At 72.8% G+C, this 22,105-nt stretch carries 21 protein-coding genes; 9 read left to right on the plus strand and 12 right to left on the minus strand.

Going from position 1 to position 22,105, the window contains the following annotated elements; all coding sequences use genetic code 11:
- Positions 1-91 precede the first annotated feature (91 nt).
- Positions 92-340, plus strand: coding sequence for an SCO4226 family nickel-binding protein (locus ACZ5DC_RS16925; RefSeq protein ID WP_366749933.1), 249 nt, complete (start codon positions 92-94; stop codon positions 338-340).
- Between the two features lie 246 nt (positions 341-586).
- Here ACZ5DC_RS16925 and ACZ5DC_RS16930 read toward each other — a convergent pair whose 3' ends face one another.
- Complete coding sequence (locus tag ACZ5DC_RS16930) at positions 587-1,846, minus strand: MDR family MFS transporter (protein WP_468653404.1); 1,260 nt, start codon at positions 1,844-1,846, stop codon at positions 587-589.
- Positions 1,847-2,044: 198 nt separating this feature from the next.
- Here ACZ5DC_RS16930 and ACZ5DC_RS16935 point away from each other — a divergent pair, with 198 nt between their 5' ends.
- Complete coding sequence (locus ACZ5DC_RS16935; RefSeq protein ID WP_014673463.1) at positions 2,045-2,806, plus strand: phosphoglyceromutase; 762 nt, start codon at positions 2,045-2,047, stop codon at positions 2,804-2,806.
- 963 nt (positions 2,807-3,769) lie between these two features.
- Complete coding sequence (locus ACZ5DC_RS16940) at positions 3,770-3,979, plus strand: hypothetical protein (RefSeq protein ID WP_468653406.1); 210 nt, start codon at positions 3,770-3,772, stop codon at positions 3,977-3,979.
- Between the two features lie 84 nt (positions 3,980-4,063).
- On the opposite strand, the gene ACZ5DC_RS16945 is transcribed toward ACZ5DC_RS16940, so the two are convergent.
- Positions 4,064-4,435: a hypothetical protein gene (locus ACZ5DC_RS16945; RefSeq protein WP_468653408.1), complete on the minus strand. Its 372-nt coding sequence runs from the start codon at positions 4,433-4,435 to the stop codon at positions 4,064-4,066.
- 291 nt (positions 4,436-4,726) lie between these two features.
- Between ACZ5DC_RS16945 and ACZ5DC_RS16950 the strand changes: the two genes are divergently transcribed.
- A complete protein-coding gene (locus tag ACZ5DC_RS16950) occupies positions 4,727-5,200 on the plus strand; it encodes a carboxymuconolactone decarboxylase family protein (RefSeq protein ID WP_468653410.1) in 474 nt (157 codons plus the stop codon).
- 17 nt (positions 5,201-5,217) lie between these two features.
- Here ACZ5DC_RS16950 and ACZ5DC_RS16955 read toward each other — a convergent pair whose 3' ends face one another.
- Positions 5,218-5,694, minus strand: coding sequence for a DUF2000 family protein (locus tag ACZ5DC_RS16955; protein WP_468653412.1), 477 nt, complete (start codon positions 5,692-5,694; stop codon positions 5,218-5,220).
- Between ACZ5DC_RS16955 and ACZ5DC_RS16960 the strand changes: the two genes are divergently transcribed.
- Complete coding sequence (locus ACZ5DC_RS16960; protein ID WP_468653414.1) at positions 5,693-6,490, plus strand: helix-turn-helix domain-containing protein; 798 nt, start codon at positions 5,693-5,695, stop codon at positions 6,488-6,490. The two genes, ACZ5DC_RS16955 and ACZ5DC_RS16960, sit on opposite strands and share 2 nt — an antisense overlap.
- Here ACZ5DC_RS16960 and ACZ5DC_RS16965 read toward each other — a convergent pair.
- The 3 genes from ACZ5DC_RS16965 to mshA all read right to left on the minus strand — a co-directional run bounded on the left by ACZ5DC_RS16965 (position 6,469) and on the right by mshA (position 10,148).
- A complete protein-coding gene (locus tag ACZ5DC_RS16965) occupies positions 6,469-8,118 on the minus strand; it encodes a glycosyl hydrolase family 28-related protein (protein ID WP_468653416.1) in 1,650 nt (549 codons plus the stop codon). The genes ACZ5DC_RS16960 and ACZ5DC_RS16965 overlap by 22 nt on opposite strands.
- A 154-nt stretch (positions 8,119-8,272) precedes the next feature.
- On the minus strand, positions 8,273-8,773 hold the full coding sequence (locus ACZ5DC_RS16970) for a type III secretion system chaperone family protein (RefSeq protein WP_468653418.1): 501 nt from the start codon (positions 8,771-8,773) through the stop codon (positions 8,273-8,275).
- Positions 8,766-10,148 carry a D-inositol-3-phosphate glycosyltransferase gene (mshA, locus tag ACZ5DC_RS16975; protein ID WP_468653420.1) on the minus strand — a complete coding sequence of 461 codons (1,383 nt, stop codon included), beginning with the start codon at positions 10,146-10,148 and terminating at the stop codon, positions 8,766-8,768. The genes ACZ5DC_RS16970 and mshA overlap by 8 nt, the downstream gene beginning before the upstream one ends.
- A gap of 261 nt (positions 10,149-10,409) precedes the next feature.
- Between mshA and ACZ5DC_RS16980 the strand changes: the two genes are divergently transcribed.
- The 3 genes from ACZ5DC_RS16980 (at position 10,410) to ACZ5DC_RS16990 (ending at position 14,599) form a co-directional block, all read left to right on the plus strand.
- Positions 10,410-11,222, plus strand: coding sequence for a class I SAM-dependent methyltransferase (locus ACZ5DC_RS16980; RefSeq protein WP_468653422.1), 813 nt, complete (start codon positions 10,410-10,412; stop codon positions 11,220-11,222).
- A gap of 679 nt (positions 11,223-11,901) precedes the next feature.
- Positions 11,902-13,005 (plus strand): C40 family peptidase, encoded by a 1,104-nt coding sequence (locus ACZ5DC_RS16985; protein ID WP_468653424.1) that lies wholly within the window; start codon positions 11,902-11,904, stop codon positions 13,003-13,005.
- 292 nt (positions 13,006-13,297) lie between these two features.
- Positions 13,298-14,599 carry a PP2C family protein-serine/threonine phosphatase gene (locus tag ACZ5DC_RS16990; RefSeq protein WP_468653426.1) on the plus strand — a complete coding sequence of 434 codons (1,302 nt, stop codon included), beginning with the start codon at positions 13,298-13,300 and terminating at the stop codon, positions 14,597-14,599.
- 96 nt (positions 14,600-14,695) lie between these two features.
- Here the strand turns inward: ACZ5DC_RS16990 and ACZ5DC_RS16995 are convergent, their stop codons facing one another.
- The 3 genes from ACZ5DC_RS16995 to ACZ5DC_RS17005 form a co-directional block, all read right to left on the minus strand.
- The gene (locus ACZ5DC_RS16995) at positions 14,696-15,043 is read right to left on the minus strand and encodes a DUF2516 family protein (protein ID WP_468653428.1); all 348 of its coding nucleotides are present in this window, start codon (positions 15,041-15,043) and stop codon (positions 14,696-14,698) included.
- Between the two features lie 109 nt (positions 15,044-15,152).
- Positions 15,153-15,767 (minus strand): hypothetical protein, encoded by a 615-nt coding sequence (locus ACZ5DC_RS17000; protein WP_468653430.1) that lies wholly within the window; start codon positions 15,765-15,767, stop codon positions 15,153-15,155.
- Positions 15,768-15,848: 81 nt separating this feature from the next.
- Positions 15,849-16,337, minus strand: coding sequence for a helix-turn-helix domain-containing protein (locus ACZ5DC_RS17005; protein WP_468653432.1), 489 nt, complete (start codon positions 16,335-16,337; stop codon positions 15,849-15,851).
- Between the two features lie 130 nt (positions 16,338-16,467).
- On the opposite strand from ACZ5DC_RS17005, the gene ACZ5DC_RS17010 reads away from it, so the two are divergent.
- Positions 16,468-18,837, plus strand: a complete 2,370-nt coding sequence (locus ACZ5DC_RS17010) for an ATP-binding cassette domain-containing protein (RefSeq protein WP_468653434.1) — start codon at positions 16,468-16,470, stop codon at positions 18,835-18,837.
- 15 nt (positions 18,838-18,852) lie between these two features.
- Here the strand turns inward: ACZ5DC_RS17010 and ACZ5DC_RS17015 are convergent, their stop codons facing one another.
- From ACZ5DC_RS17015 to ACZ5DC_RS17025, 3 genes are read right to left on the minus strand one after another with little or no spacing between them, the layout of a single operon-like run.
- Positions 18,853-19,326, minus strand: coding sequence for an HAD domain-containing protein (locus ACZ5DC_RS17015; RefSeq protein ID WP_468653436.1), 474 nt, complete (start codon positions 19,324-19,326; stop codon positions 18,853-18,855).
- A 52-nt stretch (positions 19,327-19,378) separates the two neighbouring features.
- Positions 19,379-21,433: a HelD family protein gene (locus ACZ5DC_RS17020; protein WP_468653438.1), complete on the minus strand. Its 2,055-nt coding sequence runs from the start codon at positions 21,431-21,433 to the stop codon at positions 19,379-19,381.
- 50 nt (positions 21,434-21,483) lie between these two features.
- Complete coding sequence (locus ACZ5DC_RS17025) at positions 21,484-22,104, minus strand: TetR family transcriptional regulator (protein WP_468653440.1); 621 nt, start codon at positions 22,102-22,104, stop codon at positions 21,484-21,486.
- Between the last annotated feature and the right edge of the window lies 1 nt (position 22,105).

Consider the following 22,105-nt stretch of genomic DNA (forward strand, 5'->3'; position numbering starts at 1 on the left):
GCCCCGCCGTACCGGATGCCCCTCCCGCACCCCGGGCGCAGCATGGAAGGTGCGGGTGGGACGGCAGCCGGCGACAGGAGGTGGCGGGGCCATGGCGAAGTTCATCGACGTGCACCGCGGCATGGAGGGCATCACGGCCGACCAGCTGATGGAGGCGCACCGGGCCGACCTCGCCATCGAGGCGGACGAGTCCGTGCACTTCCAGCACGCCTGGGCGGACCCGGAGTCCGGCATCGTCTACTGCCTCTCCGAAGCGCCCTCGGCGGAAGCGGTCCAGCGCGTCCACGAGCGCGCCGGCCACCGGGCGGACGAGGTGCACCCGGTGACGCTGGAGGCGTGAGCGCGGGCTCGCCTCCGGCGTCGGCGGACGGACACCCGGCGCTTTCCTTGCGCGTCGGCCGGCGGATCTGCTGATCCCGGGTCACTGGTTGACCGTGTGGCCGGGCGGCCGGGCGGCCGGAGGCGTACCCGCGGGCCCGTAACCGGTCCGGGGCCTGCTCGGGGTCCGGATCCGCCCTGGTCCGGCCGCACCGGGGCCGTCGACGCCGGGACGAGGACGATCCACACGACCGGGTCCGGGACAGATCTAGGCCGTACGGACCTCGGCCGCGGTGTCGGCCGGTGCCGGGGCAGGGGCCGGGGCCGGCCGCTCCGGGGGCAGGCGGCGCATGAGGACGCCGTAGCCGAGCCCGGCCGCCATCCCCACCACCGCGCACGTCCCCCACAGCCACCCGGCGCCGAGATGGTCGATGACCACGCCCGACATCAGGGGCGCGACCAGGGCGGCGACGGACCAGGAGAGGGTGTACATGCCCTGGTAGCGCCCGCGGCCGTGGACCGGGGACAGGCGGACGACGAGGCCCGTCTGCGTCGGGGCGTTGACGATCTCGGCCAGCGTCCACACGCACACGGTGACCATGAAGACGCCGACCGAGCCGGCGAACGCGGTCAGCCCGAAGCCGTATCCCGCGAGCAGCGAGGAGGCGACCAGGAGGGTGCGCGGGTCGCGGTGCTCGATGAACCGGGTGACGGGGATCTGGAGGGCGACGATCAGGATGCCGTTGACGGCGATGGCGAGGCCGTAGTCGGCCGGGGAGAACCCGGCCCGGCCCATCGCCACCGGCAGTCCGACCGAGCCCTGCTGGAAGACCAGGGCGACGAGGAAGGACAGCCCGACGACGGCCATGTACCGCCCGTCCCGCAGCACCGTGCCCAGGCTGACGCTGTCCTGCGCCTGCTTGGCCGTGACCGCCGGCCGCGACTCCGGCACCCTGGCGAAAACGACGACCGCGCAGGCCAGGGTCATCCCGGCCTCGATCAGGAACCCGGCGAGATAACTGAACTCGGCGATGAACCCGGCGGCCATGGAGGAGACGGCGAAGCCCAGGTTGATCGCCCAGTAGTTGAGGGAGAACGCCCGCACCCGGTCCTCGGGGCGGACGATGTCGGCCATCATCGCCTGCACGGCGGGCCGGGAGGCGTTGGAGGCCATGCCGACGAGGAAGGCGACGGCGGCGATGGCGACCGGGCCGGTCATGAAGCCGAGCAGGGCGACCGAGGCGGCGGTGGCGGTCTGCGCGACGAGCAGCGTGGGCCGCCGGCCGAGCCGGTCGGCCATCACCCCGCCGCCCAGCGAGGAGACGACCCCGCCGAGCCCGTGCAGGGAGGCGACGAGTCCGGCGTACGAGGCGGAGTAGCCGCGGTCGAGCGTGAGGTACAGGGCCATGAACGTGGCCACGAACGCGCCCAGCCGGTTGACGAGGGTGCTGGTCCACAGCCACCAGAACTCCCTGGGGAGCCCGGAGACGGATTCGTGGACAGCGCGTCTCACACGGGCTGGTGACATCGAGGATCCCCCACGTCGGTAAGCGGCTCAGGCGGTGATCACAAATTACGAGTGGGGGCCTGGGGGGCGCCAGTCAATTAGCGGTTCGCGTCAATCGGGCCACGAGCGGGCGGAGCGGGGTACGACGCCGCCCGGTCGGCCGGGCCCGGGCCCCCGGGCCCGACACGGCCCCCATCCCCCTTAGGTAGGCTCAAGGCCATGGCCGACGCACCGTACAAGCTGATCCTCCTCCGCCACGGCGAGAGCGAGTGGAACGCGAAGAACCTGTTCACCGGCTGGGTGGACGTGAACCTGAACGAGAAGGGCGAGAAGGAGGCGGTCCGCGGTGGCGAGCTCCTGAAGGACGCCGATCTCCTCCCCGACGTGGTCCACACGTCCCTCCAGAAGCGCGCGATCCGCACGGCCCAGCTGGCGCTGGAGGCCGCGGACCGCCACTGGATCCCGGTCCACCGCTCCTGGCGCCTGAACGAGCGCCACTACGGCGCCCTCCAGGGCAAGGACAAGGCGGCGACGCTGGCCGAGTTCGGCGAGGAGCAGTTCATGCTCTGGCGCCGCTCGTACGACACCCCGCCCCCGCCGCTGTCGGACGACTCGGAGTTCTCCCAGGCCCACGACGCGCGCTACGCGACGATCCCGCCGGAGCTGCGCCCGCGCACGGAGTGCCTGAAGGACGTCGTCTTCCGGATGCTCCCGTACTGGTACGACGCGATCGTCCCCGACCTGCTGACCGGCCGCACGGTCCTGATCGCCGCCCACGGCAACAGCCTGCGCGCCCTGGTCAAGCACCTGGACGGCATCTCCGACGCGGACATCGCGGGCCTGAACATCCCGACGGGCATCCCCCTCTACTACGAGCTGGACGCCGACTTCAAGCCGGTCACCCCCGGCGGCAAGTACCTGGACCCGGAGGCGGCGGCAGCCGCGATCGAGGCGGTCAAGAACCAGGGCAAGAAGAAGTAAGCGCCCACGGATAAGCCCCCTGCCTGCGGGTTCTCCGCGAGCAGGGGGCTTGTCGCTGTGCTTGGGCCGTCCCCGGGCCGTCAGGCGCGTCGGCGCCAGCGGCAAACACGGATGTCGAGAGCGATCAGCAGTGCCACAGGCACGGCGACTTCGGCTGGAGCTTTGGCCCAGAGGGCGAGTGCGCCGCCGGCCGAGCCAATGAGAGCCATCGGTAGGTCGCGAGAGCGGATTTCGACAGTGACGCCTGGACGTGGGACCATGAAACCTCCATCTGTGATCGGTTCCTTCGCTGGGGATCCCGAACGCGGAAGTGGAAACGAATGCCGCCCCTGCACGGGCGGCATTCGCATGTGGTGAGACTTTCGCACAGGTCTAGCGTCTCCGACAAACGTGCAGCTAGATCGATCCTCTTCTACTTGCACAGTAGAAAGGTAGTAGCGAGGGGGCGCCCGACCGGGGCGGCATCAAGCCTGTTGAACAACTTGTTCCACAAGTTGAACAACAAGTCCTGCGGCGTTCTGTGCAGGTGGGAAGCCTTGACGGGGTCTCTCGATCGGTGATTGGGAATTTCGGACTTGCTTGCGTGCAAGCGCTTTTTGCTTGCACGCAAGCAAGTCCCTACTCCGACGGGGAAAAGAGGCCGTCGCTCTTTTATAGAGCCCCCGGCTCATGCCGTCAGCTAGATTCGCGCGGGAACATGTGGTCCTTGATGTTCTTCCGTCTTGTCCCTGTCCCCGCCCTGCCCTGAGGCCGCCCCCGGGCCGCTCGGCGGCTCCGCCGGATATGACGGCGCCGACCCGTCGGACCGCGTTTCCGCAGGTCAACCGGCCAAGAGACCACCCCTCGGCCAGGCCGGCCTCTTCGTTCCGTCACCCGAATGGCCCAATCTGGCGTGCCACCCACGTGGGTGAAGATCAGGCTGAGTAGTGCCCCAATCCAGGCAATCCGTGAAAGGGGAACCACATGCGCGTTCGACGCTTCCTCGCCGCCGGCATCGCCACGGCGGCCCTCACCGGACTCGGCCTCACGAGCGCAGCCACCGCCATCGCCGCCCCCGCACAGGGTGCCCACTCCTACGTCACCCCTTCCGAGTGCAAGCAGGGCGGCGGGATGGCCGATCTGAAGGACAACCTCTGTAAGGGCGGGACGCACGACGGGGAGAAGGTCGACTAAGCCCGCGGACACGGCAGACGGCACGCACCCGGCGCGGTTCCCGGCGCCGGGTGCGTGTTCGGCTTGCCTTCACATCGGTTCGGGTCACTTCAGTTGCGGTACGCAGCCGAACCAGTTCACCGCGTGCTCGTCCTTCGTGTAGCCCAGGCACCTCAGCGTCTTGTCGTGCAGGGTGCTGGTCCCGGCGATGTTCTCGTCCAGGTAGTCGGTCTTGTGGCGGGGCTGGACGAGGCTGTCGATGTCGATGACGTACCAGCGGTGCTTCTGCTCCGGGATGTCGCAGCCGTGGGCGGTGACGTTGCGGCTCGGCCCTTCGCTCCATATCGGGCGTTCGGCGCGCTCGCAGTATGCCTTCCCGGATGCGGCGGCGGTGCCGGCACCGGTGCCGAGCAGCGCCGCGGCGCCCATGGCCACCACCGCGGCGGCGCCCAGCAGACGGTGCGGGGTGCGGTTCATCAAGTGCTTCTCCCTGGCGGTCACGATGACGGGTCGGATACGGCGGGACAGATACGGCGGACGGATACCGCGGGACCACGGTCACGGACGCGGGACGAACCGTCCGCTTCTGTGATCGTCACACCGGTTCCGGCGCCCGTCCTGGCGGGGAGCCCGCCCGTCCCACGTCCCGGTGACAGGCGTGGTGCCAATGCAGCAGGGGGAGTGACACGGGTCACACGGGGGCGCGTCACATGCCCGGCCCGCCCTCCGTCAACGAGGTGCAAGCAGCCCTCGACCCAGGAGCACACCATGGACGCTCGGCTCGACCTCTTCGCCAGTCCCGTCACCGGCAAGGTGTTCAAGCACTTCGCCGCCGCCGGCAAGGCGGTCACGGAGTCCTCGCTGTCCGCCGCCACGCAGGAGCTGGTGAAGATCCGCGCCAGCCAGATCAACGGATGCGGGCCCTGCCTCGACATGCACACCAAGGAGGCCCTGGCGGCCGGGGAGACCCCGACCCGGCTGCACCTGGTCGCGGCCTGGCGTGAGGCCACCGTGTTCAGCGACGCCGAGCGGGCCGCGCTGGAGCTGGTGGAGCAGGGCACCCGGATCGCCGACGCGGCCGGCGGGGTGCCGGACGAGGTCTGGGCGAACGCGGCCAAGCACTACGACGAGGAGCAGCTCGCCAACCTGGTCGTCCTCATCGCCGTGATCAACGCCTACAACCGCCTCAACGTCGTCGTCCGGCAGCCCGCCGGCGACTACGTTCCCGGCACGTTCGCCTGACACACCGGAGAACGGCCTCACGGGTGCATGCGCGCGCCCTTGAGGACCTTGTCCACCCCGTTCCTCGGTCCGTACACCGCCAGGCCCACCAGGTCCAGCTCGGCGGTCGGGACGGCGCGGACGGCCGCGCGGTTGTCGCGGTCGTTGCCCGTGGTGAACAGGTCCGCCGTGAACACCGCGCACGGCAGGGCCCGGGTCAGCGCCCTGCCGTGCGCCGCCTTCAGGGTCTCCTTGGCGCCCTCGAAGACCAGCACCGGCTGGCGGAACATCGGCAGGTACGACACGCCGTCCGCGTCCTCGTACGGGTCGCCGACCACCTCCGGGAGCGTCAGGCCCAGGCCGCTGACCAGGAACGCGGTGACGTTCAGGCGCTGCCAGGGTTCCAGGTCCTCGCGCAGCAGCACGGCGATCTTCGTGTCGAAACGGATGGGTTCAGTGTTCATGGACTGAGACTCGCGGCCGGGTCCCGGTCGCGTCTTGTACGTTTTTTGCATGGCCGCCGGTCGGGAACTCGTCAGCGCGTGGCGTCCCCGGGTGCCGGGCGTCACCGAGGTCTTCCACGCCCGCTTCACCGAGTACGCCTATCCGATGCACGTCCACGACGCCTGGACGCTGCTCATCGTGGACGACGGGGCCGTACGGTACGACCTCGACCGGCATGAGCACGGCACCCCGCTCGACACCGTGTCGCTGCTGCCGCCGCACGTGCCGCACAACGGGTCGCCGGCCACGCCCGGCGGTTTCCGCAAGCGGGTCGTCTATCTGGACAGCAGCCGGCTCGGGGAGGAGTTCATCGGGCCCGCCGTGGACTCCCCCGACCTGCGGGACCCCGTGCTGCGGCTGCGCGTCGGGCAGTTGCACGCCTCCCTCGCGCGGCCCGGGGACGAGCTGGAGGCGGAGAGCAGGCTGGCCCTCGTCGCGGAGCAGCTGCGGCTCCGGCTGCGGCGGCGCACGGCCGGGGGGCGGCAGCACAGTCCCGTACTCGCCCGCAGGCTGCGGGAGTTGCTGGACGCGCGGGTCGTCGAGGGGGTCTCGCTCGAGGAGGCCGGCCGGTTGCTGCACGCCCATCCGGCGCACCTCATCCGGGCGTTCAGCGGCGCGTACGGCATCGCCCCGCACCAGTACCTGATGTCGCGGCGGGTCGGGCGGGCCCGGCGGCTGCTGCTGGACGGGGTGCCGCCGGGCGAGGTGGCCCCGGTCGCCGGGTTCTACGACCAGGCCCATCTCACCCGGCACTTCAAGAAGCTGGTCGGGGTGACGCCGGGGCGTTACCGGAGCAGGGCGCGCTGAGCCTCGTAGAGGTTGCGCGGGCGTACGGCGTCCGTGGTGCCGTACAGCTCCAGGCGGGAGTGCAGGTCGCCGGTGAAGTCGGGGACGTCGGTCTGGTCGAACTCGCGGACCTCGTTGATGCCGACGGTCGCCGAGTACGGGGCGAGGCCGTCGATCTTCACGAGGCCGGCGCGGCCGTTGGTGACCCTGATGTTCCAATGGGTGAAGCGCGCGCCGAAGAGCGGGCCGGCGCTGGCGTCCCCGCCGTGGCGGCCGTTGTTGTTCACGGTGATGTCGGTGCGGACGTTGGCGAAGGGCAGGCCGCGGTGGCTGTCGAAGGTGCCCATCCGCATGTCGCCGCGCGACCAGACGTTGTGGGAGGAGAGTCCTTCGACGTTGATGCCGTGCAGTTGGGTGTTCGCGGGCGCGGGGACCGTGCGCTCCTCGATGGTGAAGTCCTCGACCAGGTTGTCGTGGGAGCCCTCGCGGCAGAAGTACGGGTGGTGCGAGCCCCGGCCGGCGACCCGGGTACGGCGCAGGGTGCAGGCGGAGGCGGCGACCAGGCCGAAGCCGTTGTCGACGTGGCGGACCGTGACGTCGTCCACCCAGCAGTCGTAGGCGCACTGGAGGACGACGCCGTTGTAGCCCTTGTCGAGGAGGTGGGGGGACTGCGGGGTCTGCACCGCTTCCAGGGTCAGGCCCTCGACGCCGGATCCGGTCAGTTCCGGCACGTGCGTGGTCAGGCGCGGGTCCCACTCCGGGCGGAGGTCGAGGGGCAGGGGGCGTTCCAGGGTGACGCGCCGGCCGTGGACGCGGTGGACGCGGACGGGCCATTCGTACGGGACGTACGAGGTCAGTTTCGTCTTGTCGTCCCAGACGTACGCCGCCGGGCCGGGGCCGTCGCCCGCCATGTGCCGCAGGAGGGTGTGGGCGGCGTCGTCGGCGAGGCGGAGCAGGACGAGCCGGCCGGGGCGGAGGGCGGAGGGGTCGTCGACCGTGACCGTCCACGAGCCGCGTTTCGCCGGGGCGACGGGGGTGAGGGTCGTCCACTCGTCGCGCCTGTTGCCGGTCCAGCCCTCGAAGGGCCAGGCCCGGTCCCTGATGGCGGCGGTCAGGGATTCCCAACGGGCGCTCGGGGCCAGCCAGATGAGGCCGCCCGCCCAGGACCAGGAGGACTTGTCGCCGCCGTAGCGGGAGCCGTAGACGCCGATCAGTTCGGTGAGGTTCTTCGTCGCGTACAGGGTCGTACGGCCGCTGCCGGCGCCGCGCAGCACGACGCCGGACTCGCCGAGGCGGATGACGTCGTCGATGCGGTAGGTGCCGGGCGGGATGGTGACCGTGCCACCGCCGGCCCTTCCGGCGGCGGCGATGGCACGGTTGATCGCGGGGGCGCAGTCCGTGGTGCCGTCGGGTACGGCGCCGTACGCGGTGACGTCGGCGACGACCCGGGGGCGGGGGAAGCGGCCCGCTCCGGCCCGGCAGCCCGCCCGGCCGATGTACGGAATCTGCGGGTGGGTGAGCGGGGTGCGGGCGAACTCCCGCCAGAGGTCGGGGCGTTCGGCGGCCCGCGCGGTGCCGGTCGCGGCGCCCAGGGCCACCGCGGTGGCGCCGGCGAGCAGGGTCCGTCTGGTGAGGTGCGCGTTGCTCATGTCCACCCGCCCCTTCGTCCTCCGGCGTGCACGCCGGTTGCCGATCCACGAAGTCGATTCACGAATATGAACCACGTTCAGGAATGCGTTGGCGGTGAGCATGCCACTGTGCCCGGCGGGCGGGAAAGGGGTCGTACGGAAGAAAAGCGAGACGTCAGTCCGCCGGGCGGTCGATCAGGTGCGTGAACGCCTCCAGGTTGCGCGTGGACTCGCCGCGCGCCACCCGCCAGGCGTACTCCTTGCGGATCGAGGAGGCGAAGCCCAGCTCCAGCAGGGTGTTGAAGGCGCCGTCGGCCGCTTCCAGGACCTGGCCGAGGAGCCGGTCCACCCCGTCCGGGGTGACGGCGGCGAGCGGCAGCCGGGCGGTGACGTAGACGTCGCCGAGGTGGTCCACGGCGTAACTCACGCCGTAGAGCTTGAGGTTGCGCTCCAGCAGCCAGCGGTGGACGCCCGCCTCGTTCTCGTCGGGGTGGCGGATGACGAAGGCGTTGAGCGAGAGGGAGTGGCGGCCGGCGAGGAAGGACACCGTGGTGGACAGCTTGCGCGTGCCGGGGAGCGTGACCACGTAGTTGCCGGGCTCGGGGTTCTCCCACTCCAGTTCCGCGTCCCGGAAGACGCTCTCCAGGACCTGTCCGGCCTTTTCGACATCACCCATGGTGGGAGCGTACGCGACGGCGGTGGGACTGGGTCGCGGCCGTGTAGACGTCGGCGGTGGCGGCGGCGGCCGCGTCCCAGCCGAAGGACTGGGCGTGCCGGGCGGCGGCCCGGCCCATGCGCGCCGAGAGGCCGGGTTCGTCGGCGAACCGGCCCAGTACGCGCGCGTAGTCGGCCGGATCGTGTCCCTCGACGAGGAAGCCGGTCTCGCCGTCCCGCACGGCCACCGGCAGCCCGCCGACCGAGGCCGCGAGCACCGGCGTCCCGGACGCCTGCGCCTCGATGGCGACCAGCCCGAAGGACTCGCTGTACGACGGCATGACCAGGACGGACGCGGCCCGGAACCAGTCCGCCAGCTGCTCCTGGCAGACCGGCGGGCGGAACCGTACGACGTCCGCGATGCCCAGCCGGGCCGCGAGCTTCTGGAGCCCCTCCGGCTTGGCGAGCCCGCTGCCGCTGGGGCCGCCGACGACCGGGACGAGGATGCGGGAGCGCAGCTCCGGGCGCTCGTCCAGCAGTACGGCCACGGCGCGCAGCAGGATGTCCGGCGCCTTCAGGGGCTGTATGCGGCCCGCGAAGAGGGGGATCAGGGCGTCCGGCGGGAGGCCGAGACGGGCACGGGCGGCGGCGCGGGCGTCTTCCACGCGGGCGGGCGAGCCGTCCGCCGGCACGTCACCCTTCGAGAAGGGGCGGAAGCGGTCCAGGTTCACACCGGGGTGGACGACGGCGACCTTCGCGGGGTCGGCGGCGTAGTGCTGGACCAGCTCGCCGGCCTCCTCCGCCGTGTTGGCGATCAGCCGGTCGGCGGCGGCCACGATCTGGGTCTCTCCGATGACCCGGGCGGCCGGCTCGGGGGTGTCGCCGTCGGCGAGGTTGGCGTTCTTGACCTTGGCCATGGTGTGCATGGCGTGCACCAGGGGCACGCCCCAGCGCTGGGCGGCGAGCCAGCCGACGTGGCCGGAGAGCCAGTAGTGGGAGTGGACGAGGTCGTAGTGGCCGGGGCGGTGACCGGCCCAGGCCTGCATCACGCCGTGGGTGAAGGCGCACAGCTGGGCCGGGAGGTCCTCCTTGGCCAGGCCCTCGTAGGGGCCCGCGTCGACGTGCCGGACGAGGACGCCGGGGGCCAGTTCGACGGTGGGCGGCAGGCCACCGGCCGTGGCCCGGGTGAAGATCTCGACCTCGATGTTGATCGCGGCCAGCCGCTGGGCCAGCTCCACGATGTAGACGTTCATGCCGCCCGCGTCACCGGTGCCGGGCTGGTGGAGCGGGGAGGTGTGCACGGACAGCATGGCGACCCGGCGGGGCCTGCGGTACAGCCGCAGTCGCGTGCCGGCCGACGGGGAGCGTCGCCCGAGCCTGCTGACGTACTGGCTCACCTGGCGTTCCTCCTTGTTGCGGGCATGCCTGACGAGGGCCCACCTCGCCCTCCAAGCTGGTCCAACAGCGAGCGGGTGCCCGGCCATTTCCCCCTCAGGCGGCTTTGCCGAATCATTACCCATGATCGTTCAACCGTTCGAACGCGGTCGGCGTCGGCGGCAGCGGGGCCCGGCGGGGCGTGCGGAGGGGTCGCCCCGAGGGGTCTCGCCCCCGTACAGCGCCGCGTCCCCGCCGGCTCCGGCACGCTTACCCTCGTACCCATGACAGCCCGCACAGCCACCCGGCCCGTCGGAGCCGTGACGCGCGGGACCACCAACCCCAACCGGCTCCGCCGCATGGACCGCTGGATCGCGGCCACGCACGGCGCCGAGCTGCGCCGGGCGAGCGACCCGGTGGCGATCGACCTGGGATACGGCGCCGCCCCCTGGACCGCCGTCGAGCTGCTGACCAGGCTCCGCGCGGCAGCGCCCCGCGCGCGCGTCGTCGGCGTGGAGATCGAACCGGAGCGGGTGGCGGCGGCCCGGCCGTACGAGCGGGAGGGGCTGGCCTTCCGGCACGGCGGCTTCGAGGTCCCGGTCCCCGGGCGACCGCTGCTGATCCGGGCCGCCAACGTGCTGCGCCAGTACGACGAGGGCGAGGTCGCGGCGGTGTGGGAGCGGCTGTGCGCGCGGCTCGCCCCGGCGGCCGGCGGCTCGCGCGGCGGGCTGCTGGTGGAGGGGACGTGCGACGAGATCGGGCGGCGGCACGTGTGGGTGGCGCTCGGCCCGGAGGGTCCGCGCACGGTCACCTTCGCCACCCGGCTGGGCTCCCTGGACCGCCCCTCCGACCTCGCCGAGCGCCTGCCGAAGGCGCTGATCCACCGCAACGTCCCGGGCGAGCCGGTGCACGCCTTCCTGCGCGACTTCGACCGCGCCTGGGCCGCCGCCGCGCCCTACGCCTCCTACGGCGCCCGCCAGCGCTGGCTGCGCACCGTGCGGGCCCTGAGAGCCGACTGGCCCGTCACCGACACCCCGGCCCGCTGGCGACAGGGCGAAGTGACGGTGGCCTGGACGGCGTTGGCACCCCGCACCTGACCCCTACACACCGGGTCCGACGGCGACGCCCTGGGGTCGAGTCCGAGACGCCGACCCCGGCGGCGGCGACACCCTGGGGGCGGGTCCCGCGCACCGGCCCCGGCGACAACACCCCGGACTTGAATCCCGCGCACCGGCCCCGGCCGCGACACCCCGGGCGTGCCACGAAATACCGGCACCGGCCGCGACACCCCGCGCGTGAGCCCTACGCACCAGCCCCGGCGACAACACCCCGGGCGTGACTCCAAAGCACCAGCCCCCGTCACCACGCCCCGGCCCTGACTCCGACGCACCGGCCCGGGGCCCTCCGACGCACCGAACCCCGCATCGACACCCGCCAGAGGCGACTCCGGCGCCCCAGACCCGGCGGGGACACCCCGACCCCACAGCCACGCCCCGGGCCCCGCAGTACCCCCGCCCCCGCCCCTCCCGGCCCCGGCACCCCCAACCCCGCCCCGCCGCCGCGCAGCTGACCCCGTGTCGGATTTACCCGTTCGGGGTGCCGTGGGCGGAACGATCCCCGTGCGTGGTTCGTCACACCGGCGAGGAGATCGTCGTATCCGGCGATGAGCGGGGGAATCCCGGTTTCCGACGGCCTCTGTCGCTTTGCGCGCGGCCGTGGCACGATCCCTCAGACGTGCGTAAGTTACTGACGGTAAATCAGTTTGGGGGAAGACGTATGGGACCGGGCAAGCGCGGCCTGCTCACGGCCGCCCTGACCGTGATCTGCGCGGTGACCGTCCTGTCGGCGCCCGGCACGGCGTTCGCCGCCCCCGAGCCCCCGCGCACCCCGTCGGGGACCCCCGCCCCCACGGCGTCCCCAGGACCGGCGGCGACTCCCGCGCCCGGCAAGGATCTCGAAGAGGTCCGCGCGAAGCTCGACGAGCTCTACCACGACGCGGCCGTGGCCACCGACGCGTACAACGCGGCGGAGGAGAAGGCGGAGAAGCAGTCCGCCGAGATCGCGGCGCTGGCGAAGAAGATCGTCGACGGCCGGCGGAAACTGGAGGAGCTCAAGGACCAGGCGGGCGCCGCCGCCCGCGACCAGTACCGCACGGGCGGCCTGTCCGACACCGCCCGGTTCTTGCTCAGCGACGACCCGGGCCAGTTCCTGGACGGCGCCGGACGGGTGCTCCAGGGCCAGCAGGCGGCGCGGAAGCTGATGGCGGAAAAGGCCCGCACCCAGCAGGAGTTGCAGAGCTACGCCGACGACGCCTCCGCCCGCTGGAAGGAGCTGGAGGCGAACCGCAAGGCGAAGGACGCCGCCAAGAAGAAGATCGAGAAGCAGATCGACGCGGCCGAGAAGCTCCAGTCCCGGCTGGAGAAGAAGGAGAAGGAACGGCTCGCCCAGCTGGAGCGGGAGGCCGCGGCCAGGGCGCAGACCGCCTGGCTGGACACCGGCGCCCTCGGGGACGTCCACGGAAAGGCCTCCACGCAGGGCGAGAAGGCCGTGCAGTACGCCACCCGGCAGCTCGGCAAGCCGTACGTGTGGGGCGCCGAGGGCCCGGACTCCTTCGACTGCTCGGGCCTGACCTCCCAGGCCTGGGCGGCGGCCGGCCACCCCGTCCCGCGCACCTCGCAGGAGCAGTGGAAGCAGCTCGAGCACGTCGCGGTGAAGGACATGCGGCCCGGTGACCTCGTCATCTACTTCGACGACGCCAGCCATGTCGGGATGTACATCGGCGAGGGCTCGATCATCCACGCGCCGCGCCCCGGGCGGACGGTGACGATCGCGGGCGCCGGATCGATGCCGATCCTCGGGGTCGTACGGCCCGACGCGTGACCGGCCGCACACGCGCCGCGGGGCGGGTCATCTCCCCGGTGACGCGCGTCATGTGACCCGTCGCACGCCCGATCTCCCCCAAACTCCCCCAGGACGTGAGCTTCGTCATCCCGTACCGGCCGTCGGCGTGTCCAACTGCGGTACGGAAAGCGGCATATGACAGTGGTGGGCAGCGGAGCGACGCGGCTCACACCATTCCATCGGGGCGGTCCCAGCCGCTATGGTCCCGGTCGGTGGGTCGAGACCCCTCGACGCCGCCGTGCCCTCGGGGGGAGGGAAGGAACCCAGGACAATGCCCGTACCCGTACCGCGGCAGAGAGCGATCCCGGCCGTGGAGAGTGGTCAGGCGCAGGCCGCCCGCGCAGTCGGCGGCCCCCTCAAGGAAGAGGCCCACCGCGACGCCACGGCCGTGAACGGCACCGGCGCCACTCTCACCCTGCTGCTGATCGAGGACGATCCGGCCGGCTCCCCGATCGTGCCCGACCTGCTGGACCCGGCCGGCAAGCCGATCCGCGTCCGCACCGCCCGCAACCTCACCGAGGCCGGGCGGCTGCTCACCGACGACGTCCACTGCATCCTGCTGGACCTGGCGCTCCCGGCGCCCGGCGGCAGCGACAGCGACGACGAGCTGGCCGTGCTCCGGCACGTCCTCCAGCTCGCGCCCCGGCACGCCGTGCTCGCGCTGACCGCCTCCGGCGACGCCGAGCGCGGCGCCGAGGCCGTGCGCGTGGGCGCCCAGGACTACCTCTTCCGGGACGAGCTGGACGGCCGGCTGCTCAGCCGCGCCATCCGCTACGCGGTGGAGCGGAAGCGGTCCGACACGGCCGAGCGGCGGCTCGCCGAGGGCAAGATGCGCGCGCAGGAGAACCGCCGGCTGGAGCGCGGCCTGCTGCCGACCCCGCTGCTGGATGGCTCCTCGCTGCGGTTCGCCGCGCGCTACCGCCCCGGCCGGTCCCGGGCCCTGCTCGGCGGTGACTTCTACGACGCCGTCCGCACCCCCGACGGCACCGTGCACGCCATGATCGGCGACGTGTGCGGGCACGGCCCGGACGAGGCCGCGCTCGGTGTGGAGCTGCGCATCGCCTGGCGGGCGCTGACCCTGGCCGGGCTGTGCGGGGACGAGCTGCTGAACACGTTGCAGCAGGTGCTGGAGCACGAGCGCGCCGACGAGGAGATCTTCGCGACGCTGTGCACGGTGGACATCGCCCCCGACGGACGGCGGGCCGGCCTGTGCCTGGCCGGCCATCCGGCCCCGCTGGTCGCCCGCCCGGGCCGGCCGGCGCAACTGCTCCCCTACGAGAACAACGGCCCGGCCCTGGGGCTGCTGCCCGGCGCCCGCTGGCCGCGGATGCAGGTCGAGCTGGGTGCCGAGTGGAGCCTGATGCTCTACACCGACGGGCTGATCGAGGGCCGGGTCGGTGAGGGCGGGGAGCGGCTCGGTCAGGACGGCATGCTGGAGATGATCCGGCGGCAGCTGTCCGAGGGACTGCGGGGCGAGGAGCTGCTGCGGGCCGCGGTGAGCGAGGTGCGGGACCTCAACGGAGGTGAGCTGACCGACGACGTCGCGGTGGTGCTGCTGGACCGGACGCGGTAGGCGCGCTCCCGCCGTCCGGCGGTTCCGCGCCGTCGCCGGGTAGGGGCGGGCCGGGGCCGGCCCCCGCGCACCCGGCGCTCCCGCGGCGGGGCGCCGTCAGCGGCCGCCGTTGTACGGGCCGTACGGGCCGTCGCTGCTGCTTCCGCCCCGGCGGCGGCCCCATCCGCGGCCGCCGCCCACCTGCTGGAGGGCGGGGCGGACGTCGACGAGGTAGACGATGCTCGCCACCGCGCCGGCGATGGGGAGGATGGACAGGAGCGAGAACAGGTAGCTGACCACGAGGGTGATGCCCAGGATGATCAGCCAGAAGACCTTGTTCTGCTTGTCGGCGGCACGGAAGGCGTCCTCGCGCCGGAACGCGGCGTCGAACAGCCCGAACGCGGCCAGGGCCATCAGAATGATCTTCAAGATGCCCAGGAAACCCGCGAAGCCCAACATCAGCATGCTGCCCACCGCCCGTTGATGACCGATCCCTGCTACGCCGCCACCGTACCCATAGAACGGGCCGGACACCCCAAAGGTGCCCGGCCCGGATCCGTCTCGTCGGCCATGGTCACTTGGCCGGCGGGATCGTCTTCTTCGCCGTGGTGGACGGGGTGGCGGTGGTCTTGCGGGGGGTCGGGGCCTTCTTCGCCGCGGGCTTCGTGTCCGCGACCGGGTCGGCCTTCGCCTCGGCCGGCTTCGGCTGGTCGTCCTTGACGTCGACCGGCTCGGCCTTGCCCTCGACCGCGATCGCCAGGTCCTCGATCTCCTCGGCCGCCTCGCCGCGCCAGGTCTTCACGGCCTGCTCGCCGTGCTCGGCGACCCGCTCGTAGGTCTCGCGGGCCTTGACGGCGTACTCGGCGGCGACGCCGACGCTGCGCAGGGCGAGGTCCTGGGCGGTCTCGCCGAGCTTCTTGAGGTCGACGTCGATGGTTCCGATGAACTCGGTGACCTTGGCCTGAAGGGTCTCCTGCGCCTCCTTGGCGCGGGCGGCGGCCTTCTCCTGCACGGCCTTCGGGTCGGTGTTGCGCACGGCCTCGATGCGCGCCGGGGCCTCGGCGCGCAGCTGGTCGACCAGGGCCGGCACCTTCTTGGCCTGCTGGAACGCCAGGTCGGCGGTGCCGGCGGCGAAGTAGAACGGGGTCGGGTCGCTGAGGGTCTTGCGCAGGTCGTCGGTGATGGCCATGGTGAGGGTCCTCCCGGATCGGATTCGCGTTCGGCTGGGTGGGTGTGGTCCGCGGTGGGCGTCCGGAGCCCTGGTCCGGCGTCAGCCGGCCGTCCGCCGCGGGCCGGCGTCCGTTTCACTTCCGGTGGCATCGCCGGAGCCGGCCGCAGGACTGCCGCCGCCGGTCCCCTGGTCCACGGGTCCGTCCCCGGGGCCGTCCTCCTCGGCGCGTTCGCCGATCCCGAAGCCGTTCTCCTTGCGGAACGACTCGTAGATCTGGAGCAGCACCTGCTTCTGCCGCTCGTTGAGCGTGGGGTCGGCGAGGATGACGGCGCGCGTCTCGACCTCGTCCCGGTCCCGTTCGGCGTCGAGGATGCCGGCGCGGACGTACAGCGTCTCGGCGGAGATGCGCAGGGCCTTGGCGACCTGCTGGAGCACCTCCGCGCTGGGCTTGCGCAGCCCGCGCTCGATCTGGCTCAGGTACGGATTGGACACCCCGGCGGCGTCGGCGAGCTGCCGCAGCGACAGCTGGGCGTTCCGCCGCTGTTCGCGCAGGTACTCACCGAGGTTGCCGACGTTCAGCGATGCCATGCCTCCACCTTGCCCCACCCCCGCTAACAATTGCAAGCACCCGCTTGCAAGAGTGTGTCGTGTCACGGGTCGAGGAACGCGTCAGGATTGGAGAAGCGCCCCCCGGCGGGGCGCCGCTACGGTGGCCGGCATGGACGACGCCTTCGCACCGCACGCCGCCGACAGTCATGACCTGATCCGTGTGCACGGGGCACGCGAGAACAACCTCAAGGACGTGACCGTCGAGATCCCCAAGCGCCGGCTCACGGTGTTCACCGGGGTCTCCGGCTCGGGCAAGAGCTCGCTGGTGTTCGACACCATCGCCGCCGAGTCGCAGCGGCTGATCAACGAGACGTACAGCGCGTTCGTCCAGGGCTTCATGCCCACGCTGGCGCGGCCCGAGGTCGACGTGCTCGACGGGCTGACCACCGCGATCATCGTCGACCAGCAGCGGATGGGCGCCGACCCGCGCTCCACGGTCGGCACCGCGACCGACGCCCACGCGATGCTGCGCATCCTGTTCAGCCGGCTCGGCACCCCGCACATCGGCTCGCCCAAGGCGTTCTCCTTCAACGTCGCCTCGATCAGCGGGGCGGGCGCGGTCACCGTGGAGCGCGGCGGGAAGACGGTGAAGGAGCGCCGCGCGTTCAGCATCACCGGCGGCATGTGCCCGCGCTGCGAGGGCCGGGGCGCGGTCACGGACATCGACCTGTCCCAGCTCTACGACGAGGACAAGTCGCTCAGCGAGGGCGCGCTCACCATTCCCGGCTACAAGCCCGGCGGCTGGAACCACCGCCTCTACACCGAGTCGGGCCTCTTCGACCCGGACAAGCCGATCCGCACGTTCAGCCGGCGGCAGCTGGACGACTTCCTGTACCGCGAGCCGGTCCGGATGAAGATCGCCGGCATCAACATGACCTACGAGGGCCTGGTGCCGCGCATCCAGAAGTCGATGCTCGCCAAGGACCGGGAGGCGATGCAGCCTCACATCCGGGAGTTCGTGGACCGGGCGGTCACCTTCACCACCTGCCCCGACTGCGACGGCACCCGGCTCAGCGAGGCGGCCCGGTCCTCGAAGATCGAGGGGATCAGCATCGCCGACGCCTGCGCGATGCAGATCAGCGACCTGGCCACGTGGGTGCGCGGCCTGGACGAGCCGTCCGTCGCGCCGCTGCTGACCGGGCTGGGCGAGACGCTGGACTCGTTCGTGGAGATCGGCCTCGGCTACCTCTCCCTGGACCGGCCCGCGGGCACGCTCTCGGGCGGCGAGGCGCAGCGGACGAAGATGATCCGCCACCTCGGCTCCTCGCTGACCGACGTCACGTACGTCTTCGACGAGCCGACCACCGGCCTGCACCCGCATGACATCCGGCGGATGAACGACCTGCTGCTGCGGTTGCGCGACAAGGGCAACACGGTGCTGGTGGTGGAGCACAAGCCGGAGGTCATCGCGATCGCCGACCACGTGGTGGACCTCGGTCCGGGCGCCGGCACGGCGGGCGGCACCGTCTGCTTCGAGGGCTCCGTCGCCGGGCTGCGGGCGAGCGGCACGCTCACCGGGCGGCACCTGGACGACCGGGCGGCGCTGAAGAAGACGGTGCGCGCGCCGGCCGGGGCCCTGGAGATCCGCGGTGCCACCACCCACAACCTGCGGAACGTGGACGTCGACGTCCCGCTCGGCGTGCTCACGGTCGTCACCGGGGTCGCCGGTTCCGGCAAGAGTTCGCTGGTGCACGGCTCGATCCCGGCCCGCGAGGGCGTGGTGTCGGTGGACCAGGCGCCGATCCGTGGCTCGCGGCGCAGCAACCCGGCGACGTACACCGGTCTGCTGGAGCCCGTCCGCAAGGCGTTCGCCAAGGCCAACGGCGTGAAGCCGGCGCTGTTCAGCGCGAACTCCGAGGGCGCCTGCCCCTCCTGCAACGGCGCCGGGGTCGTCTACACCGACCTGGCGATGATGGCCGGGGTGGCGACCACCTGCGAGGAGTGCGAGGGCAAGCGGTTCGACGCCTCGGTGCTGGAGTACCGCCTGGGCGGGCGGGACATCAGCGAGGTGCTGGCGATGCCGGTGACGGAGGCCGAGGAGTTCTTCGGCGACGGCGAGGCCCGCACCCCGGCCGCCCACCGCATCCTGCGGAACATGGCCGACGTGGGCCTCGGCTACCTGACCCTGGGCCAGCCGCTCACCACCCTCTCCGGCGGCGAGCGGCAGCGGCTGAAGCTGGCCACGCACATGGCGGAGAAGGGCGGGGTGTACGTCCTGGACGAGCCGACCACCGGACTCCACCTCGCCGACGTGGAGCAGTTGCTGGGCCTGCTCGACCGGCTGGTGGACGCCGGCAAGTCGGTGATCGTCATCGAGCACCACCAGGCGGTCATGGCGCACGCCGACTGGATCATCGACCTCGGCCCCGGCGCCGGTCACGACGGCGGCCGCGTCGTCTTCGAGGGCACCCCCGCGGACCTGGTCGCGGCCCGTTCCACCGTCACCGGCGAGCACCTGGCGGAGTACGTGGGCGCGTGAGGCGCGCGCGCCGCGTCAGTGTGCCTCCAGCCACCGCTCCAGCGCGGCGAAGTCGGCCTCCGTCAGGCCGTACCGGTGGTCGACGCGGTACGGCAGGGCCGGGGCCGGGTGGTGGGCGGCGAGCCAGGCGCGGTCGGCCCCGGTGACCTCGTCGTCCACCCAGACGAAGGGGCGGCCCGCCGCCCAGCGGGCCAGCGGCCGGGTCTTCCAGTGCCGCGGGCCCGGCGGCTCGTCCGCGTCCGGCCACCGCACGACCGGCAGCGGGGGCAGGCCCAGCCACGGCGCGAGGCAGTCGTTGGCGTCGTCCGCCCACGTCGTCGCCCACACCAGCTCGCAGCCCAGCGCCGTCAGCCTCGGCCCCAGCGCGGGGTCGACGCGCGGCAGCAGCGGGTGGCCGGAGGGCACCGGCGGCCCGTCGTGGAGCGGGTAGGCGTGGTCCGCCGCCCCGAAGGGCAGGAGCGGGCCGTCGACGTCGAGGAAGAGCAGCATCACCCCTCAGGCTCGCCCCCGGGGGCACCGGCCGTCCAGGGGCCGCCCCCGGTCAGAACGGCAGCGGCCGGCTGTGGACGACGTCCAGCCGGGACACCGCCCGGGTGAGCACCACGTACAGCCGGTGGGCGCCGCGTTCCTCCGCCTCGGCCACGGCCGCCGGTTCCACGGCGACGACGTGGTCGTACTCCAGCCCCTTGACCACGCTCGCGGGGACGACGGTCAGCCGGGCGCCGGGCGTGCCGGGGCCGGCCGGGGCGAGGCCGGCCCGGTCGAGCGCCGCCCGCACCCGGCCGGTGTCCGCGTCGGCCGTGACCACGCCGACCGAGCCCTCGCGGGCGAGCGCGTCGCGCGCGGCGGCCACGGTGGTGCCGAGCAGGTCCTCGGTGGACCGCAGGGTCAGTTCCCCGTCGGTGCGCAGGGAGGTGGCGGGGGGCACGGCGACGTCGAGGCGGGCGAGCAGCCGGTTGGCGAGCGCGAGGACGGCCGCCGGCACCCGGAACCCGGTGGTCAGCGGGATCACGGCCGCGTCCGGCCGGCCGAGGTGGCGCAGTTGGACGGACCAGTCGCGGGCGGCCCACGGGGTGGTGCCCTGGGCGAGGTCGCCGAGGACGGTCAGGGAGCCGAAGGCGGCCCGGCGGGCGATGGCCCGGCACTCCATCGGCGACAGGTCCTGTGCCTCGTCGACGACGAGGTGGCCGTAGCCCTCGGGGTGTTCGACGAGCCCGGCGAGTTCGTCGAGCAGGACCAGGTCGGCAGCGGACCAGCGGGCCGACTTGTACGAGCGCGGCGGCCGGGACCACGGCAGTGCCGCCTGCTCGTCCGGGTCGAGCAGGCCGTCCGCCGCGCGGGCCAGCGCCTCGCCGCCGGTGAGGAGTCCGGCGAGGACCTCCTCGGGCCGGACCTTCGGCCACACGCTGTCGAGGTGCTCGGTCAGCGGCCGGCAGCGCTCGACGCGACGCACCCAGGAGGCGGGCAGCACCCCGGAGCGCCGTTCGGCCCGGTCGCGCAGCAGCCGCACCACCCGGGTGCGCACCCGCTCCCGTCCGACGGCGTACGGCGGTTCCTCGGCGCGCACCCGGGCGACCAGGCCGGCCAGTTCGGCGGCGGGGACGCGCCAGCGGTAGGAGCCGTCGGGCACGACGAGGTCGGTGGCGCCGTCGGTGGTGACGCGCGCGTACAGCGCCCGGCGCAGCACCTCGGCCATGCGCGGGTCGTGCTTGACCGCGGCGGTCCTCAGCGGGTCGGTGCCGGTGACCGGGTGGCGGGCGATCTCGTCCAGCAGGGTGGACTGCCGATAGCCCCCGTCAGTCGCTCCGCGACGGGCGGTCTCGCCGAGGGAGGGCAGCACCTCGGCGATGTAGGTGAGGAAGGTGCGGGTGGGGCCGAGGATCAGCAGGCCGGAGCGCTGGAGCCGCTTGGGGTGGGTGTACAGCAGGTACGCGGCGCGGTGCAGGCCGACGGCCGTCTTGCCGGTGCCGGGGGCGCCCTGCACGCAGACGGAGTCGGTGAGGGCGGCGCGGACGAGGTCGTCCTGCTCCGGCTGGATGGTCGCGGCGATGTCCCGCATGGGGCCGACGCGGGGCCGTTCGATCTCGCGGGCCACGATGTCGCTGGTGCGGGACTCGCCCCGGCCCAGGTGCTCGTCCTCCAGGGCGGTGAGGCCGGCGGAGTCGCCACGGCTGCCGGGCGCCCAGCCGAACCGGCGCCGGACCGCCACGCCCTGCGGTTCGCGGGCGCTCGCCTGGTAGAAGGCGCGGGAGACGGGGGCCCGCCAGTCGACGACGAGCGGCGGTGCGGCCGGGTCCTCGGTGATGCGGACCCGGCCGACGTGGTAGCTCTGCCCGCCGTGTCCGGGGGCGTCGTCGGCGAAGTCGAGCCGCCCGAAGAACAGCGGGCCCGGCGGGAGTTCGCGCAGGGCCTTGGCCTGACTGCGCAGCCGGCGGCCGAGGACTTCGGCGTCGGCTCCCGAGGCGGAGACGTCCTCGCCGATGACGACCTGTTCGGCGGCGCCCTCGACCATCGCGGCGAGGGCCGTGCGGCAGGTGTCGTGGTAGGCGCGCTCGGTGTGCAGGGCGTCCGTGAGGGCGGGGTCGAGTGACGTCATGGCGTCAGCGTACCGCCATAACGTTACCCGGTTACATTTTTAACCGCGTCTCACGCCAGGTCCCGGCCCCGCGGCCCCGGCAGCCCCTCGGCCAGCCGCCGGAACGCCCGCTCCGCCGCCGCCACCGCGTCCGGCGCCACCTCCGCCACCGGCTCCCCCGCCGCGATCCGCCGCCAGTTGTCCAGGGCCAGGACGCGCTGCACGGCGATGATCTGCGCGGCGGCCAGCCGTGCGTCCAGATCGCCCCCGAGCGCCTCCGCGAGCGCCGCCTCCGACCGCTCCTGGTGGGCGTACGCCCGCGCCACCAGGGACGGGGTGCCGTAGAGCAGGCGGTGGAAGGCGAGCACGCCGGGGTGGTCGTTCAGCCCGGTGACCGGGTCGCGCCGCTCCAGGCCCGCGAGGAAGTGCCGGCGCAGCGCGTCCACCGGGTCGGCCGCCCCGGCGACCACCCGCGCGGCCTCCGTCTCGTGGTCCGCGATCCGGTGCAGGACCAGGTCCTCCTTGGCCGGGAAGTACCGGAAGAGGGTCGGCTTGGAGATGCCGGCCGCGGCGGCGACCTCCGCCACGGACACCGCGTCGAAGCCCCGCTCCAGGAACAGCCGTACGGCGGTGTCCGACACGTCCTGGTACATCCGCTGCCTCTTGCGCTCGCGCAGGCCCATCTCACCCATG

The sequence above is a fragment of the Streptomyces sp. NPDC031445 genome, from assembly GCF_055581365.1.

Excerpts from the sequence above, each read along its gene's own strand:
- ACZ5DC_RS17025 (WP_468653440.1), bottom strand. The coding sequence starts at position 22,104 with ATGGGTGAGATGGGCCTGCGCGAGCGCAAGAGGCAGCGGATGTACCAG.
- ACZ5DC_RS17010 (WP_468653434.1), top strand. The coding sequence starts at position 16,468 with ATGGACGACGCCTTCGCACCGCACGCCGCCGACAGTCATGACCTGATC.
- ACZ5DC_RS17000 (WP_468653430.1), bottom strand. The coding sequence starts at position 15,767 with ATGGCCATCACCGACGACCTGCGCAAGACCCTCAGCGACCCGACCCCG.
- ACZ5DC_RS16945 (WP_468653408.1), bottom strand. The coding sequence starts at position 4,435 with ATGAACCGCACCCCGCACCGTCTGCTGGGCGCCGCCGCGGTGGTGGCC.
- ACZ5DC_RS16985 (WP_468653424.1), top strand. The coding sequence starts at position 11,902 with ATGGGACCGGGCAAGCGCGGCCTGCTCACGGCCGCCCTGACCGTGATC.
- ACZ5DC_RS17020 (WP_468653438.1), bottom strand. The coding sequence starts at position 21,433 with ATGACGTCACTCGACCCCGCCCTCACGGACGCCCTGCACACCGAGCGC.
- ACZ5DC_RS17015 (WP_468653436.1), bottom strand. The coding sequence starts at position 19,326 with ATGCTGCTCTTCCTCGACGTCGACGGCCCGCTCCTGCCCTTCGGGGCG.
- ACZ5DC_RS16950 (WP_468653410.1), top strand. The coding sequence starts at position 4,727 with ATGGACGCTCGGCTCGACCTCTTCGCCAGTCCCGTCACCGGCAAGGTG.
- ACZ5DC_RS16930 (WP_468653404.1), bottom strand. The coding sequence starts at position 1,846 with ATGTCACCAGCCCGTGTGAGACGCGCTGTCCACGAATCCGTCTCCGGG.
- ACZ5DC_RS16990 (WP_468653426.1), top strand. The coding sequence starts at position 13,298 with ATGCCCGTACCCGTACCGCGGCAGAGAGCGATCCCGGCCGTGGAGAGT.
- ACZ5DC_RS16925 (WP_366749933.1), top strand. The coding sequence starts at position 92 with ATGGCGAAGTTCATCGACGTGCACCGCGGCATGGAGGGCATCACGGCC.
- ACZ5DC_RS16960 (WP_468653414.1), top strand. The coding sequence starts at position 5,693 with ATGGCCGCCGGTCGGGAACTCGTCAGCGCGTGGCGTCCCCGGGTGCCG.
- ACZ5DC_RS16955 (WP_468653412.1), bottom strand. The coding sequence starts at position 5,694 with ATGCAAAAAACGTACAAGACGCGACCGGGACCCGGCCGCGAGTCTCAG.
- ACZ5DC_RS16995 (WP_468653428.1), bottom strand. The coding sequence starts at position 15,043 with ATGCTGATGTTGGGCTTCGCGGGTTTCCTGGGCATCTTGAAGATCATT.
- ACZ5DC_RS16935 (WP_014673463.1), top strand. The coding sequence starts at position 2,045 with ATGGCCGACGCACCGTACAAGCTGATCCTCCTCCGCCACGGCGAGAGC.
- ACZ5DC_RS16940 (WP_468653406.1), top strand. The coding sequence starts at position 3,770 with ATGCGCGTTCGACGCTTCCTCGCCGCCGGCATCGCCACGGCGGCCCTC.
- ACZ5DC_RS16970 (WP_468653418.1), bottom strand. The coding sequence starts at position 8,773 with ATGGGTGATGTCGAAAAGGCCGGACAGGTCCTGGAGAGCGTCTTCCGG.
- ACZ5DC_RS16965 (WP_468653416.1), bottom strand. The coding sequence starts at position 8,118 with ATGAGCAACGCGCACCTCACCAGACGGACCCTGCTCGCCGGCGCCACC.
- ACZ5DC_RS16980 (WP_468653422.1), top strand. The coding sequence starts at position 10,410 with ATGACAGCCCGCACAGCCACCCGGCCCGTCGGAGCCGTGACGCGCGGG.
- ACZ5DC_RS17005 (WP_468653432.1), bottom strand. The coding sequence starts at position 16,337 with ATGGCATCGCTGAACGTCGGCAACCTCGGTGAGTACCTGCGCGAACAG.